Raw genomic sequence first — 15333 nt, forward strand, 5'->3', positions numbered from 1 at the left:
GCAAGTCTCTGCGCTGCGGCACAAAGCGCATGACGCACCATATGCGGCCCAAGTATCGGGGGTTTCCCTTCACTCAAAACACTGTATTTTGGTCATAATTCAGCGAACAAAGAGGGCAAAATGCTAGAGGGATGGCTATGGCTGCTGGCGGCATTTGCGGTCTTTGTCGCAGGCATGTCAAAGGGCGGATTTGGGTCTGGCATTGGGTTTGTTTCGTCAGCGATTCTCGCTGTCGTTCTCGAGCCAACCCACGCCTTGGCCCTTATGCTGCCCCTTCTTATCATCATGGATTTCTCAGCCCTCAAACCCTATTGGAAGCAATGGGATGGCCCCTCAACCCGGGTGCTTGTGATTGGGTCTGTCTTTGGCTGTATCGCTGGGATCTTACTGTTCAAAATCATCTCAGCTGATGCGCTGCGCCTCATGATTGGGGCGATTGCATTGCTCTTTCCGCTGTTTCAATTGGCGCGCGCGCGGGGATGGATTTCCCCGCAACCGCGCGATTTCTCAAGTCGGGATGGCATCATCGCGGGCATCGCAGCAGGCTTCACAAGCTTTATTTCCCACGCAGGCGGGCCTGCGGTAGCGGTGTTTATGCTGTCGCAACGCAATGTGGGAAAGACTTTATACCAAGCAACCACGGTTATTGTGTTTTGGGCAATCAACCTGATGAAATTCGCAAGCTACGCCTATCTTGGCCTCTTCTCATGGGACTTGATGGGCGATGTGGCGCTGCTTGCCCCTGTTGCCATTTTCGGGACGTGGGTGGGTGTTAAGGCCCATCACGCCATCCCAGAGCGGCTATTTTTTGGCATCACCTATGTCGCATTGGTGCTGACGGGCGTGAAGTTAGTTTACGATGGGCTATTCTGACCAGCAATGCGTGCGCAATAAAATTTCTTATAGATGCGTCAAAACGTAACTTGCGGTCGCGCGCCCATCCTGCTTTTTATGCTGCAATGCAGAATCAATCAGCCCAAAGGGGGCCATATGTCCGATCCATCCGCACGCAGCGCCCGCCCTTATCGCTCCGTTCTCTATATTCCTGCCTCTAAGGAACGTGCCTTGGAGAAGGCGCAGACGCTTCAAACTGATGCGATTATCTTTGATCTTGAGGATGCGGTCGCCCCTGACGAGAAAATATCAGCGCGTGACATTCTTAAAAATCGCCTGCAACAGGGCGGCTATGGCAAGCGCGCACAAATCGTGCGGATCAACGGCAGCGACACAGTCTGGGGCAAGGATGATCTGGTGGCTCTTGCCGCGATTGGCCCTGAAGCGATCTTACTGCCAAAAGTGAACACCGCCGCGGATATTGAGGCGGTTGCGGCCCTACTCGACACATTACCCGCAGCGCGGGATACCCAGATTTGGGCGATGATGGAAACGCCACTGGGCATCTTGAATGCCGCCGCAATTGCCGCAGCCCCGCGCATGGCGGGTTTCATCATGGGCACGAATGATTTGGCCAAGGATTTAGGATCGCGCACCAGAGGCGCGATGCATTTCGCGCTGCAATCCTGCCTCATGGCCGCACGCGCCCATGGGATTGTTTGTATTGATGGGGTGTATAACGCCTTCAAGGATGAAGATGGTCTTCATGCCGAATGCCTTGAGGGGCGCGATTGGGGCATGGATGGAAAAACGTTGATCCATCCCGCGCAGCTTGAGATTGCTAATAAGGTCTTTTCTCCGTCTGAGCCTGAAATTGACCTCGCCCGCCGACAGATAGACGCCTATGATGCCGCCATCGCGCGTGGCGAGGCGGTCGCGGTTGTAGATGGTAAGATCGTTGAAAACCTCCATGTTGAGACAGCCCGTGCCATGCTTGCAAAAGCAGAAGCAATTGCAGAATTGGAGCAAATTTAATGGGCTATCTCCTTCTCATCCTTGGGCTTGTCCTGTTCGCGGGCGGGCATTGGGTCAAACGGCTTGCACCTGATTTTCGTGCCAACATGGGGGATCCAAAAGGTCGGCTGATCCTGACCCTTGCGATGCTTGCAGGTGTTGTGCTGATGATCATCGGCTATCGTGCAGCACCCGTGGTGCAGATTTGGTCACCCCCAGCCTTCTTCACTCATATCAACAATCTTTTGGTGCTGATCGCGTTTTGGCTGTTCGCGCTTTCGCACATGTCGGGCACCCTCTCGGCCCGCATCCGCCACAAACAACTGTCTGCGATTAAGGCTTGGGCCATTGCCCATCTCTTGGTGAATGGCGATTTGGCCTCAATCATTCTGTTTGGGGGAATGTTGGCTTGGGCCGTGGCCTCAGTCATCATCATCAACCGCCAAGGTCGCGATTGGGTGCGTCCCGCCAATCCAAGTATCGTCAAGGACATCTTGGCCTTTGTCATCGGGATCATCGTGACGGGCATTGTGGGCTATATCCACACATTACTGGGGTATTTCCCCTATGGCTGAGGCAAACGTAATTTATAGGCTTCTCACTGAAGAGGACACATCGGCCTTCTGCCACAAAGTGTCAGATGCGCTAGCGAAGGGATGGGTGCTCTATGGCAGCCCATCCTATGCCTTTGATCCAAGCACCAACAAAATGCGCTGCGCGCAGGCAGTGACGAAAACAATCGCAGATGCCTATCACCCCGATATGAAACTCGGTCAGCAATAAACACGCAAAGGAATGGCGGCATGAAAACCAATTCTGGCAATTTTTTCGAGGATTATCGCCTCGGCCAAGTGATTGAACATGCCGTTCCACGCACAGTTTCGGGTGGAGAGCGGGCTCTCTATCACGCGCTCTATCCTGCACGCCACGCGTTGCATTCCTCTGACGCTTTTGCCCAATCCTGCGGGCTGGCGCAAAGCCCATTGGATGACCTGATCACCTTCCACATCGTCTTTGGCAAAACCGTGCCAGATATTTCGCTCAATGCCGTTGCTAATTTGGGCTATGCTGAGGGGCGGTTTTTGCAGCCCGTTTACGCAGGTGACAGCCTGACCTCAAAAAGTCAGGTCATTGGCCTCAAGGAAAATTCCAACGGCAAATCTGGCGTGGTCTATGTGCGCACACAAGGCAGCAATCAAAATGGCGATGTGGTGCTTGATTATGTGCGTTGGGTCATGGTGCGCAAAAACAATCTTGATGCCGCCGCACCAGAAACCGTGATCCCATATTTGGCAAAGGTCATTGCACCAGATGATTTGGCTATTCCCCAAGGCCTTACTTTCGCCAATTACCCAACCACTCTGGCAGGAGAGCCGCATCTTTGGGGGGATTATGAAATTGGCGAGGTGATCGACCATGTGGACGGCGTCACCATCGAGGAGGCCGAACATATGATGGCCACCCGCCTGTGGCAGAATACGGCAAAAGTGCATTTTGACGCGACCTTCCGTGATGACGGCCAGCGATTGATCTATGGGGGCCATGTCATCTCCATGGCGCGGGCTTTGTCCTTTAATGGCTTGGCCAATGCGCAGATGATTGCGGGCATAAACGCAGGCGCCCATGCCAACCCATGCTTTTCAGGCACGACAATCCGCGCATGGTCTGAAGTGTTGGACAAAGCTGAGACTGCATCGCCAGATATCGGCGCGCTGCGCCTTCGATTGGTTGCCACCAGCGCGGCAGGCACCGCAGGACAGCTGCGCGATGAGGCAGGCAAATATCTGCCCCATGTGTTGCTTGATCTGGATTACTGGACACTCATGCCACGCTGAGATTCCACAGAAATTTAGTGATCACAGGATTTCTCAATGTGATCACAAAGGGCCAACTGCGGCAATAAATCACCTAATTCTGCCCTTAATTCACCTGTTAGCGTTCACTCCCCCCGTGACAGGGGCGAAAATTCGGGTATGGATGGTCGTTGAACAGACGACCAGACCAAGACAACCTGAGAGGGTTCCCAGAATGGCAGACGTAAATCGGGGCAATCGCCCTTTGTCGCCGCATTTGCAGATTTATCGCAAACAGCTCAATTCCGCGACATCAATCCTAAACCGCATCACGGGTATCGCGATGCTTGGCTCGGCTTTTCTTATCGTTTGGTGGCTCTTGGCCGCAGCGACAGGAAAGGCCTATTTCGATCTCGTAGACGGGCTGATGACATCGCTGCTTGGAGATGTCGTGATGACGCTTTCCGTATTGGGGCTGTGGTATCACACGCTTGGCGGGCTGCGTCACCTCATCTGGGACACTGGCCGCGGGCTACAGCTTGAGGCAGCAGACCGCATGGGGTGGGCTATGATTGCGGGCGCGGTGGTGCTGACCATTCTCACCCTCATCTTTGTCTAAGGCAGGAAAGGCATAGGTTATGAAATTCGCAACAGACCGCAAACGCGTGATCGGCCTTGGTTCTGCTCGCTCAGGCACAGAACATTTTTGGACAATGACCCTCACCTCGGTGGCGCTCATGGTTCTGACCCCGCTTTTTGTGTTCACCTTCGGGCCACTTTTGGGCCAGCCTTATGACGCGGTGATCGCAGCCCTAGGTCATCCGCTGCGCGCGCTGATTATCGCGCTGATGTTGATCGTGGGCCTGCACCATTTCCGCCTAGGCATCCAAGTGGTGGTTGAGGATTACACCGGCGGCTTGACCCGCAAAGGCCTTCTCATCGCCTTTTCGATCATCTCCTACGGGCTGATGGCGATCGGGCTTTTCGCGATTGCAAAACTCGCGTTCTGAATAGACAAACAGGAGCAGACGGAACATGACCGCTTCCTACGAAATTCATCACCACAGCTATGACGTTGTCGTTGTTGGCGCGGGCGGATCGGGCCTGCGTGCGACCTTGGGCATGGCAGAGCAGGGTCTTAAGACCGCCTGTGTGACCAAGGTTTTCCCAACCCGTTCTCACACTGTTGCGGCACAAGGGGGCATCGCAGCCTCACTTGGCAATATGGGGCCTGATAGTTGGCAGTGGCATATGTATGACACAGTCAAAGGGTCGGACTGGCTTGGCGATACGGATGCGATGGAATACCTCGCCCGCGAAGCGCCCAAGGCGGTTTACGAGTTGGAACATTACGGCGTTCCATTCTCGCGCACCGAAGAGGGCAAGATTTATCAACGCCCCTTTGGCGGCCATACCACTGAATTTGGCGAAGGCCCGCCCGTGCAGCGCACCTGCGCCGCGGCAGACCGCACAGGTCACGCGATTTTGCACACGCTCTATGGCCAGTCGTTGAAGAATAACGCGAATTTCTACATCGAATATTTCGCGACTGATCTGATCATGTCAGAAGACGGCCAGTGCCAAGGCGTTCTGGCTTGGAAATTGGACGATGGCACGCTACACGCGTTCAATGCCAAGATGGTCGTTCTGGCCACAGGTGGCTATGGCCGCGCCTATTTCAGCGCAACCTCAGCGCATACCTGCACAGGCGATGGCGGCGGCATGGTCGCGCGTCAGGGCCTGCCCCTACAGGATATGGAATTCGTGCAATTCCACCCCACAGGGATTTACGGCGCGGGCTGCCTGATCACGGAAGGCGCGCGCGGCGAAGGCGGCTATCTGACCAACTCCGAGGGTGAGCGCTTCATGGAGCGCTATGCCCCAACCTATAAGGATCTTGCGTCACGTGATGTCGTTTCACGCTGTATGACAATGGAAATCCGCGAAGGCCGTGGCGTTGGCAAAGAAAAGGATCATATCTTCCTGCACCTCAACCACCTGCCGCCTGAAACCCTGGCAGAGCGTCTACCAGGCATCTCGGAAAGCGCACGGATTTTTGCTGGCGTGGACGTAACCCGCGAACCAATCCCCGTGCTGCCGACTGTGCATTACAATATGGGCGGCATCCCCACCAATTACTGGGGCGAGGTGCTAAACCCAACCAAGGATAATCCAGATGCGGTCGTGCCCGGCCTGATGGCCGTGGGTGAGGCAGGCTGCGCCTCGGTGCATGGGGCCAACCGCCTTGGGTCAAACTCGCTCATCGACCTTGTGGTCTTTGGCCGCGCTGCTGCAATCCGCGCGGGCAAGGTTGTCAATCCTGACACCCCCAATCCCGCATTGAACCAAGCCAGCCTTGATGCAGCTCTGGCCCGCTTTGACGGGTTGCGCCATGCGAAGGGCACGGTCGCTACAGCCGAATTGCGCCTTGAGATGCAGAAAACCATGCAGGCCGATGCGGCCGTTTTCCGCACCGACAAGACCCTTGCGGAAGGATGCGCGAAAATGGAGGCGGTTGCCGCCAAGATGGATGACCTATCAGTCACCGATCGCAGCCTCGTGTGGAACTCAGACCTGATGGAAACATTAGAACTGACCAACCTGATGCCAAACGCCTTGGCCACCATCGTCTCGGCTGAGGCGCGGAAAGAAAGCCGTGGCGCACATGCGCATGAGGATTATCCCGACCGCGATGACAAAACATGGCGCAAGCACAGCCTTGCGGTGGTTGAGGGTCAAAAAGTGGCGCTCGATTATCGCCCCGTTCATCTTGATCCGCTAACCACACATGAGGAAGGCGGGATTGACCTCAAGAAAATCGCGCCGAAGGCGCGGGTTTACTAGGGGAGAATGCGGTGGGACTGCAGGCCATGACCACCGATTTCCAGACGGGCGCAGACCATATGACTGCGCCCGCCGCCCCTGTGCGCCTGATTTGCATTGGCACCCACCACAAGACAGGCACGCTGTGGATGCGATGGGTGTTTTGGGCGATGTGCTATAAGCTCGGCCTTCCTTTTGGTTTTGGAAAAACCGCCGCGGCGGATGAGGGGCGCAATGTGATCGCGCATTGGTCCTCTGATTTCGCACCCGAAACCCTGAGCCGCGGCGACATGCGGGGGCTGCACCTGATCCGCGACCCGCGCGATGTGCTGATCTCAGGCGCGCGCTATCACGCCCGCGTGCCCGATGCACGCGAACCGCAATTGGCAAGCCCCGACCCCGCGCTTGGCGGGAAATCCTATCTCGCGCATATGCGCAGCTTGCCCGATCTGGCCGCACAATTGCGCTTTGAAATGGCAGGGCGGCACGCACAGACCATGGCGGAAATGACCGCATGGGATTACAACCGCGATACATTTGCCGAAATCCGTTATGAGGATTTGATGGCAGATCAGGACGGCGCGCTTTTCGCGGATATTCTGCACTTCTTGGGTTTTGATGCGGAGGCCATCGACATTGGGCGCGCATGTTTTCTCGATCATTCCCTGTTCGGATCAATGACCCATCGTGACCGCATTGGCGAGACGTTGGATATCCATATCGACTCGGGCGCGCCCGCGCGGTGGCGCGATGAATTGCCCCGCGCCATTGCCGAAGACTATGCCGAAACATTCGGCGCGGATTTGGTGGCGCTTGGCTATGAAACCCATCCCACCGATTGGGTGCAGGAGACACGACCATGATGCGCGCCCTGCCCCTTCTTGCGGCGGCGCTGATGGCCGCCTGCACGCCCCCCGCGCCGCCCACTATGGAGCAGGCCGAGGCGCAATGCCGCCAACGCGCAGACGCGGCAACACGACCCCAAACCCAAATCGCGGTTGGCGTTGGCACAGGCGGCACATCTGCGGGTGTGCAAATCGGCCTGTCCTCGGATTACCTCGCAGGGCGCGACCCAGAAGATGTCTATACCACCTGCGTGACCAGATTGACGGGCCAAGCGCCCGAAACACCCCTCTACCCCGAAACGGGCAGCCAGTGAGACGGAGACGACCATGGTAGAACTCGCACTTCCAAAGAATTCGCAGATCACAACGGGCAAAACTTGGCCCAAGCCCGAGGGGGCCACGAACCTGCGCAAATTCCAGATTTACCGATGGAACCCCGATGACGGGCAAAACCCCCGTGTCGACACCTATTGGGTGGATATGGACAGCTGCGGGCCGATGGTTTTGGACGCGCTGATCAAGATCAAAAACGAGATCGACCCGACACTTACCTTCCGCCGCTCCTGCCGCGAGGGGATTTGCGGGTCTTGCGCGATGAATATTGACGGGATCAACACATTGGCCTGTATCTATGGCATGGATGAGATCAAGGGCGATGTGAAAATCTATCCGCTGCCCCATATGCCCGTGGTTAAGGATTTGATCCCCGACCTGACCCATTTCTACGCGCAGCACGCCTCGATCATGCCATGGCTTGAGACGAAAACGCAGCGCCCCGAAAAGGAATGGCGCCAATCCATCGAAGACCGCAAGAAATTGGACGGGCTTTATGAATGCGTGATGTGCGCCTCCTGCTCCACCTCCTGCCCCAGCTATTGGTGGAACGGCGACCGCTACCTTGGGCCAGCGGCGCTTCTGCACGCCTATCGGTGGATCATCGACAGCCGTGACGAGGCCACGGGCGAGCGTCTAGACGAGTTGGAAGATCCGTTCAAACTTTATCGCTGCCACACGATCATGAACTGCACCAAAACCTGCCCCAAAGGCCTAAACCCCGCCAAGGCCATCGCCAATATCAAGAAGATGATGGTGGAACGGCAGTTGTGAGGGAAAAGAAAAGGGGCCGAAAGGCCCCTTATATCTGCATCAGTCCTGATTAGTTATCGGACTTAGAGTTTCGGTAAGCTCATCCAATTCTTGAGTTGGACCCTCTTGTTCGCTGCAGTCAGGCTCCAAATCAATCAGTGTATTTTGGCTCTTCAAGTGCTCTGTTATTTTTTGCTGGATTTCTGAGTAAAATTCGGGTGGGCGATAAGGTTGACCTTCTCCATCCCAAGTTATGGGAAGTGCTGCGCATTCCCAACCATTAACTTTACAGAATTCTGAAAGATATCTTTTCAGCTTTTCTTTTTCACTTCCTAAACTTCCAACAAGTTCCCTTTGTGCTATAAGAAGTTCTTCAGTGGGCATATTACTAGTGGTTAAGATGTAGATCCTTGGATAATCTATCCCAGTTACTACGCCCTTTAGTAGCGCCCCTCCGTCGTAGTAAAGCGGAAGCGATCCATTCGGATCACACAACAATAAAGCCAACTGCGCACTTAAAGTGAACATTGAAGGGCTAGCTAAGCTTCCAACGCGGAACCCCTCATCAATGGAAGTTCCTAAAAAGTCATACCGGTGGGGGTGATGATCCGCTTTCTTCTCTAATGCTTCACTGGCAATAGGGTCATCCTCACTGGCTTGATTGCCATCTCCATTATGAACTAGAACTGTTCGGTTCGGTTCGGTTCGGGAAAGTAGGCAATCCACGCTGCCCCCTTCAGATCAAGAGGCATCACTTCTTGTCCATAAATCTTGCGAAATTCAAACATCGTCCCCGTGAACGCTTTTATTGCACACTCTGCAGACTTGATGCTCGTTATAACTCCGCAAAAAATCAGTTCATCACCAATTGCTTTCCAAAGGCGCAGAGGCTCATCCCCTCCTAAATCTAGGCTATAGGCCGATCGATACTTCGACTGAAACTCTTTTGGAAATCGATCGTAAAATCTGTTGAATTCATTCACCCATTTAGGATGAACTCCATCAGAGCCTTTACCAACTTTTGAATTCTTGAATGCTGTTGAACCACTTAAATCAACTGAAAGAAATAATCTTACTCGAAAATCAGCACATCTAGTCTGCGCATCATCGTTCATTAATTAGAAAATTCTCCTCGATCGTTCAGAGATTTCTCTCTAATTATAATAGCCGACCTAGTTACACCAAATTTTTCTGATGCAAAATCAATGCCTTGAGAATAGGCCTCTTGGAATTGATCGCGAGGCATCAGAAATGCAGCAGCAAACCAGTTTGCCTCCATTTCGCACCTTTTAGAGTCGGGTTGATCTTCTACGACCTGCCTCGTTGCACGCATACCGCTGCCTTGATGCTGTTTGCGAACACGGGGCCAATGCAAAACTCGGTGCCCGATTTCATGAGCAATTGTAAAATTATCGCGTAAAACCCCCGTATGAGACGAAAGGAAAATTTTAAATGAACCATCGGGTTCTACGACAATCGCATCTGTCTGATTAGCATCAAGAAAATCAATATAGCTAATCTCACCATTGTTTGCCTTGATCAAGGCTGGCAGGTCAAAACCACTTTTGATATTGCTTTGCTCACGCAGTTGTTCGGCAAACTGAAATATTCTGCTTTGGGTGGCGCGTGTTGGAATAGGGTTTTCATAGTTAATTGCTTCGTTCATTAGGCACCTTCAATCGTTTGATAAGAGAACCTAGACGCAGTTCAGTGCAACTACCCGCGCTCCGAAGGTCGTGATAAACCTCGCAGCAAGCTTGCGCACATATATACACTTCGTTGAGCCAGCACAACACACCCGATATATATAATTTTTTATAATATACACAAATTTTATGCTATAACCATCCCCATAGGGAGGATCACCTCAGCCTGATGAAAGGGCAAAAAGATGATCCATATGTTGCAGTTCCCCGTTTGGCCGCTGATTTGGCCGTTTGCTTGGGCCAAGCCGCATCAAAAGACACCCCCCAGTCTGGATGACCCCGATCTTGAGGGGATTTTTGGCTATTACACACCCTAGGCACCGTCCCTTGCCAAAGGGGGATGTCATTCCCCCTTGGCCCCACGCCCGCCTTGCCGCTAAAACGGGTCAAACCCCATGCAGGAGGGCGTAATATGACAGACCACATCACGGCCCCACAGGATGCCGAGGCGCGCCGCGCGGTGACGCCTGTGATCTGCTATCCCACCGATAGCCTGCCCGCGCCTGACCCCGCCCGCATGGCGCGCGCACGCAAGCACTGGCGCAAAACGGCCGAGGTGCTGATCCCCCCACGCGAGGCGGCCTGTTTCGAGGTGAAGGCAGGGCAATCCTTCCGCATCTCCCTGCCGCAAGGGGCGCAGGTGGGGGATCTTAACCTATGGAATGCGCATGATCTGTCCGAACGGTTCTTTTCGGGCAAAACCCGCGCCATTCATGGCAGCCATGTCAGCACAGGCCACACGCTTTATTCCAACCTGCCGCATCTGCGCGCCATGGCCCTGATGCTTGAGGACAGTTTAGGGTGGTATGGGCGCGATGATTTTGGCGGCGCGGTGCATGATGTGATCGGGACGCGCTGTGACCCCTATACGCATAACTTACTGTCTGGGGGGCAATATCATCATTGCTGCCATTCCAACCTGACCCGTGCGCTGGCGGCCCATCGCGGCCTATCTTTGGCCGAGGCCGAGATGGCGGTGCATGACGTGCTCAACGTGTTTATGTGCACAGGGTTCACCCGTGATACGGGCCAATATTTCATGAAGGCCACGCCCGCGCGGGCGGGGGATCATCTGGATTTTCTGGCCGAGATGGATCTTTTGGGCGCGCTCTCTGCCTGTCCGGGTGGGGATTGCGGGGCGGAGCATTCCTCGGATAGCGCCACCTGCCACCCGATGTTGGTGGAGGTGTTTGACAGCGAGTTGACCGCCCATTTTACCCCCCGCCCCGCCAACGGTTACGACCGCAGCCATGGTTTGTGAGGCGGGCTGCAAAAAACTTCTTGCTATTTGATCGCAGGTGATGCAAACGCCCGCGCACAGACGCCAACGCACGCGCCTCTGGCGAGGTGGGCTAGCACCCACGCGGTTAATGTAGCGACGGTAACGTCTCCCTTGGAACGTCTGGTCGAGTTTCGGCCCATGTCTATTGGAGATGCCTATGAACGCTACATTTGCCGAGCCTTCGGTTTGCGAAGCTATTTCTCAACCCGTTGATCCCGATGCCCGTCTGTTGGGCTATATCCGCAGCACAAGCTTTGATCGCCCGACCCTTGTTCTGGATCTGGAGCGGATCGAAGCGCAGTATCACGCACTCAAAGCAGGCTTGGGCCATGCGGATATTCATTACGCGGTCAAAGCCAACCCTGCGCCTGAAATCTTGACCCGTCTTGTGGGTCTTGGCGCGCATTTTGATGCGGCCTCTCGCGCCGAGATTGAGGCCTGCCTGGAACATGGCGCGCGGCCTGCGCATATCTCTTACGGCAACACGATTAAACGCCCTGCCGATATTGCCTATGCCCATGCGCAAGGGATCGCGCTCTTTGCCGCCGATGCTGTGGAAGAGTTGGACAAAATCGCAGCTCATGCCCCGAATGCCCAGGTCTATATCCGCGTGATTGTCGAAGCCTCAGGTGCCGATTGGCCGCTGACACGCAAATTTGGCACAAGCCGCGAGACTGTATTGGGCTTGATCGAGCACGCCCAGGCGGTTGGTTTGACCCCGCGCGGCCTGTCCTTCCATGTGGGCAGCCAGACCCGTGATCCGATGATGTGGGCTGATACGCTGGATCAGATCGCTGCCGTTTGGCACGCCGCGCAAGCCGCAGGGCATGGTTTGGACTTGCTCAATATCGGGGGCGGTTTCCCCGCCTTTTACGGCGATGACATCCCACACCCCACCGCATATGCCCGCGCCGTTATGGATCAGGTTCACGCCCGCTTTGGGGATGTGGCGCAAATCATGGCTGAACCTGGCCGCGGTCTGGTCGGTGAGGCGGGCATGATCGCCGCAGAGGTGCTGCTTGTCTCGCGCAAATCAACCGATGACCTATGCCGTTGGGTTTATCTTGATATCGGCAAATTCTCAGGCCTTGCCGAGACAATGGATGAGGCGATCCGCTATCAATTCATCACAGAGCGCGACCACGAAGTCACGGGCCCCTGCATTCTTGCAGGCCCATCTTGTGACAGCGCGGATGTTCTCTATGAAAAGCGGCCGGTGCAATTGCCGCTTGGGCTGAAGGGCGGAGATAAAATCATCATCCGCGCCTGCGGGGCCTATACGTCAACCTATGCATCCGTAGGATTTAACGGCTTTCCACCTTTAGATGTGGTTGCCATTTAAAAGAAAAAGCCGCCCTTTTTGGGCGGCTTTGCTCATTTTAGATCGCTAGATCATCCAAAGATTTTCCAGAATTCAACGCATCCACAACCCAAAGGGGTTTGCGGCCACGGCCCGTCCATGTTTGGTCAGGATTGCTGGGGTTACGATAGCGTGGCGCAACTTTAGCACCCGCTTTACGACCGCCGAACACCTCTTCAAGGCTAAACCCAAATTCTTGTGCCGCTTTTTGGGCTGCAATCAGGGCTTCTTTCTTTTTCCGTTTATCAAAATCTTTAATTGCCGCTGCGACATCTTTTTGAAGTGCGACAAGCTCATCTTTCGACATTTTTGAAAGATCAATAGACATAATGCTTCCAACCCGTTTGGAATTTCAAACTGGCAGAAGGATTAAGCCTGTTATTTTATATTGGCAACAAGAATATATTTAATGCGCGCGCTATAATTATTGAAAATCTAGCGCGTTATTATTTACTCAGCCGCAACGGAACGGGGTTCAACCAAGGCCACGATATCAAACATAATGCGGTTTAATTCGAAATCCTTGGGTGTATAAACCCGCGCAACGCCCATAGACAAAAGGCGCTTTTCATCCGCCTCTGGGATAATGCCGCCGACAACCACAGGCAAATGCCCCAATCCTGCAGCCTCCAAATGCCCCATCAATTGCTCGATCAGAGGCACATGGCTGCCTGATAGGATCGACAGGCCAATAACATGGGGTTCTTCCGCAAGGGCCGCTTGAACGATTTCCTCGGGCGTCAGGCGGATACCCTCATAGCTGATATCCATTCCACAATCGCGCGCGCGGAAGGCGATTTGTTCCGCCCCGTTGGAATGCCCATCAAGTCCGGGCTTGCCCACCATAAACTTAAGACGGCGGCCCAGTTTATCGCTGACCGCATCCACGGCGGCACGGATATCCTCCAGACCTTCGGTCTTGTTCGACACAGATTTCGAAACACCCGTTGGGCCACGGTATTGACCATGCACGGCGCGCATGACCTCGGCCCATTCGCCAGTCGTCACGCCCGCTTTTGCGGCGTCAATCGAGGCGGGCATGACATTGCGCCCTGCAATTGCATCATCGCGCAATCGCGCCAAAGCTGCCTCGACAGCGGCGCCATCACGTGCGGCGCGCCACGCAGTAAGGCGCCCGATTTGGTCGGCCTCAACGGCAGGATCAACAACCATGATCCCGCCCTCCTCATCGACCAAAGGCGAAGGCTCTGATTGCGTAAAGCGGTTGACGCCGACAACAGTGGTGTCGCCCCGCTCAATCCCCCCCACACGGTCAGCATTCGCTTCGACCAAACGTGCTTTCATGTAATCAATCGCCATGATCGCGCCGCCCATCGAGTCGAGATTGGCCAATTCCGCCCGCGCACCTAATTTCAATTCCTCGACCTTGGCATCCACCACAGGGTTGCCGTCAAAAAGGTCGCCATATTCCAACAAATCGGTTTCATAGGCCATGATCTGCTGCATCCGCATCGACCATTGCTGATCCCATGGGCGCGGCAGGCCCAAGGCCTCATTCCATGCAGGCAATTGCACCGCCCGCGCGCGGGCGCGTTTCGACAATGTCACGGCGAGCATCTCAATCAGGATGCGATAGACATTATTTTCAGGCTGCTGCTCTGTCAGGCCGAGAGAGTTCACCTGAACCCCATATCGGAAGCGGCGAAATTTAGGGTCTTCTACGCCATAGCGCTGTTCCAAAATTTCATCCCAGAGATCAACAAAAGCGCGCATCTTGCACATCTCGGTCACAAAACGGATGCCCGCATTCACAAAAAAGGAGATGCGACCACAAAGTGCGGGGAAATCTTCTGCTGCCACGCGGGGCTTTAGCGCATCAAGAACCGCAATCCCTGTCGCAAGGGCGAATGCCAGTTCTTGCTCGGGTGTCGCACCCGCCTCTTGCAGGTGATACGAGCAGACATTCATCGGATTCCATTTTGGCACATGCGTATAACAATACTCAGCCACATCTGCGATCATCCGCAGAGACGGCGCAGGGGGGCAAATATATGTCCCGCGCGACAGGTATTCTTTGATGAGATCGTTTTGAACTGTGCCTTGTAGGGCCGCCACCTCGGCGCCCTGCTCCTCAGCCACCGCGATATAGAGCGCCAAAAGCCAAGGCGCGGTCGCGTTAATGGTCATTGAGGTGTTCATCTGCTCCAGTGGGATATTCTCAAACAGGGTGCGCATATCGCCCAAATGGCTGACGGGCACGCCGACCTTACCCACCTCACCGCGCGCAAGCGCATGGTCGCTGTCATATCCCGTTTGGGTAGGCAAATCGAAGGCAACGGATAGGCCCGTCTGGCCTTTGGCCAGATTGCTCCGATACAGCGCGTTCGAGGCTTTGGCCGTAGAATGACCTGCATAGGTGCGGATCAACCAAGGCTTATCTTTCTGCATCTCGGCCATCAGCGCCCTCCAGATTCGTCTTTAGCAACATCCTTACTTAAATAGAGGTATATGGAAAACTTTATGTCTCTGTCAATTCGCTGCAATGCAGAATGAAGGCACGCGCTCAACGGCCCAAAATAATTTATAATAAAATCAATATATTGAAGAATATCTACCTATGATCTTGGCA

19 protein-coding genes are annotated in these 15333 nt (G+C 54.6%); 14 read left to right on the forward strand and 5 right to left on the reverse strand.

The window, feature by feature from the left end; genetic code table 11:
• Nucleotides 1-120 precede the first annotated feature (120 nt).
• The 11 genes from AAC620_RS10135 (at nucleotide 121) to AAC620_RS10185 (ending at nucleotide 8416) form a co-directional block, all read left to right on the forward strand.
• Complete coding sequence (locus AAC620_RS10135; protein WP_340244726.1) at nucleotides 121-873, forward strand: sulfite exporter TauE/SafE family protein; 753 nt, start codon at nucleotides 121-123, stop codon at nucleotides 871-873.
• Nucleotides 874-990: 117 nt separating this feature from the next.
• A complete protein-coding gene (locus tag AAC620_RS10140) occupies nucleotides 991-1869 on the forward strand; it encodes an HpcH/HpaI aldolase/citrate lyase family protein (protein WP_340244728.1) in 879 nt (292 codons plus the stop codon).
• Nucleotides 1869-2423, forward strand: coding sequence for an NnrU family protein (locus AAC620_RS10145; RefSeq protein ID WP_340244730.1), 555 nt, complete (start codon nucleotides 1869-1871; stop codon nucleotides 2421-2423). The genes AAC620_RS10140 and AAC620_RS10145 overlap by 1 nt, the downstream gene beginning before the upstream one ends.
• Nucleotides 2416-2631: a DUF1737 domain-containing protein gene (locus AAC620_RS10150; RefSeq protein ID WP_340244732.1), complete on the forward strand. Its 216-nt coding sequence runs from the start codon at nucleotides 2416-2418 to the stop codon at nucleotides 2629-2631. Before AAC620_RS10145 ends, AAC620_RS10150 begins: the two co-directional genes overlap by 8 nt.
• 20 nt (nucleotides 2632-2651) lie before the next feature.
• Nucleotides 2652-3683, forward strand: a complete 1032-nt coding sequence (locus AAC620_RS10155; protein ID WP_340244734.1) for a MaoC family dehydratase — start codon at nucleotides 2652-2654, stop codon at nucleotides 3681-3683.
• A 193-nt stretch (nucleotides 3684-3876) separates the two neighbouring features.
• Nucleotides 3877-4260, forward strand: coding sequence for a succinate dehydrogenase, cytochrome b556 subunit (sdhC, locus tag AAC620_RS10160; RefSeq protein WP_340244735.1), 384 nt, complete (start codon nucleotides 3877-3879; stop codon nucleotides 4258-4260).
• A gap of 19 nt (nucleotides 4261-4279) precedes the next feature.
• On the forward strand, nucleotides 4280-4651 hold the full coding sequence (gene sdhD, locus AAC620_RS10165) for a succinate dehydrogenase, hydrophobic membrane anchor protein (RefSeq protein WP_317656445.1): 372 nt from the start codon (nucleotides 4280-4282) through the stop codon (nucleotides 4649-4651).
• Between the two features lie 25 nt (nucleotides 4652-4676).
• Nucleotides 4677-6485, forward strand: a complete 1809-nt coding sequence (gene sdhA, locus AAC620_RS10170; RefSeq protein WP_317656446.1) for a succinate dehydrogenase flavoprotein subunit — start codon at nucleotides 4677-4679, stop codon at nucleotides 6483-6485.
• A 26-nt stretch (nucleotides 6486-6511) separates the two neighbouring features.
• Complete coding sequence (locus AAC620_RS10175) at nucleotides 6512-7327, forward strand: sulfotransferase domain-containing protein (protein ID WP_340244737.1); 816 nt, start codon at nucleotides 6512-6514, stop codon at nucleotides 7325-7327.
• Nucleotides 7324-7623: a hypothetical protein gene (locus tag AAC620_RS10180; protein ID WP_340244738.1), complete on the forward strand. Its 300-nt coding sequence runs from the start codon at nucleotides 7324-7326 to the stop codon at nucleotides 7621-7623. The genes AAC620_RS10175 and AAC620_RS10180 overlap by 4 nt, the downstream gene beginning before the upstream one ends.
• Nucleotides 7624-7636: 13 nt before the next feature.
• The gene (locus tag AAC620_RS10185) at nucleotides 7637-8416 is read left to right on the forward strand and encodes a succinate dehydrogenase iron-sulfur subunit (protein ID WP_317656450.1); all 780 of its coding nucleotides are present in this window, start codon (nucleotides 7637-7639) and stop codon (nucleotides 8414-8416) included.
• A 39-nt stretch (nucleotides 8417-8455) separates the two neighbouring features.
• Here the strand turns inward: AAC620_RS10185 and AAC620_RS10190 are convergent, their stop codons facing one another.
• From AAC620_RS10190 to AAC620_RS10200, 3 genes are read right to left on the reverse strand one after another with little or no spacing between them, the layout of a single operon-like run.
• Nucleotides 8456-9121, reverse strand: coding sequence for a hypothetical protein (locus AAC620_RS10190; protein WP_340244739.1), 666 nt, complete (start codon nucleotides 9119-9121; stop codon nucleotides 8456-8458).
• Nucleotides 9076-9510: a hypothetical protein gene (locus AAC620_RS10195; protein ID WP_340244740.1), complete on the reverse strand. Its 435-nt coding sequence runs from the start codon at nucleotides 9508-9510 to the stop codon at nucleotides 9076-9078. Before AAC620_RS10195 ends, AAC620_RS10190 begins: the two co-directional genes overlap by 46 nt.
• A complete protein-coding gene (locus tag AAC620_RS10200) occupies nucleotides 9510-10061 on the reverse strand; it encodes an ImmA/IrrE family metallo-endopeptidase (RefSeq protein ID WP_340244741.1) in 552 nt (183 codons plus the stop codon). Before AAC620_RS10200 ends, AAC620_RS10195 begins: the two co-directional genes overlap by 1 nt.
• A 225-nt stretch (nucleotides 10062-10286) precedes the next feature.
• On the opposite strand from AAC620_RS10200, the gene AAC620_RS10205 reads away from it, so the two are divergent.
• The 3 genes from AAC620_RS10205 (at nucleotide 10287) to AAC620_RS10215 (ending at nucleotide 12725) form a co-directional block, all read left to right on the forward strand.
• Nucleotides 10287-10418, forward strand: coding sequence for a hypothetical protein (locus tag AAC620_RS10205; protein ID WP_340244742.1), 132 nt, complete (start codon nucleotides 10287-10289; stop codon nucleotides 10416-10418).
• Nucleotides 10419-10513: 95 nt separating this feature from the next.
• Nucleotides 10514-11362 carry an urea carboxylase-associated family protein gene (locus AAC620_RS10210; RefSeq protein WP_340244743.1) on the forward strand — a complete coding sequence of 283 codons (849 nt, stop codon included), beginning with the start codon at nucleotides 10514-10516 and terminating at the stop codon, nucleotides 11360-11362.
• Nucleotides 11363-11540: 178 nt separating this feature from the next.
• On the forward strand, nucleotides 11541-12725 hold the full coding sequence (locus tag AAC620_RS10215; protein WP_340244744.1) for a type III PLP-dependent enzyme: 1185 nt from the start codon (nucleotides 11541-11543) through the stop codon (nucleotides 12723-12725).
• Between the two features lie 37 nt (nucleotides 12726-12762).
• Here AAC620_RS10215 and AAC620_RS10220 read toward each other — a convergent pair whose 3' ends face one another.
• Both AAC620_RS10220 and AAC620_RS10225 read right to left on the reverse strand, forming a co-directional pair.
• Entirely contained in the window at nucleotides 12763-13071 is a 309-nt protein-coding gene (locus AAC620_RS10220; protein WP_340244745.1) for an H-NS histone family protein, read from the reverse strand.
• Between the two features lie 122 nt (nucleotides 13072-13193).
• Complete coding sequence (locus AAC620_RS10225) at nucleotides 13194-15161, reverse strand: protein meaA (RefSeq protein WP_340244746.1); 1968 nt, start codon at nucleotides 15159-15161, stop codon at nucleotides 13194-13196.
• Between the last annotated feature and the right edge of the window lie 172 nt (nucleotides 15162-15333).

The sequence above is a fragment of the Roseobacter sp. HKCCA2468 genome, from assembly GCF_037805105.1.
Lineage (GTDB): Bacteria > Pseudomonadota > Alphaproteobacteria > Rhodobacterales > Rhodobacteraceae > M30B80.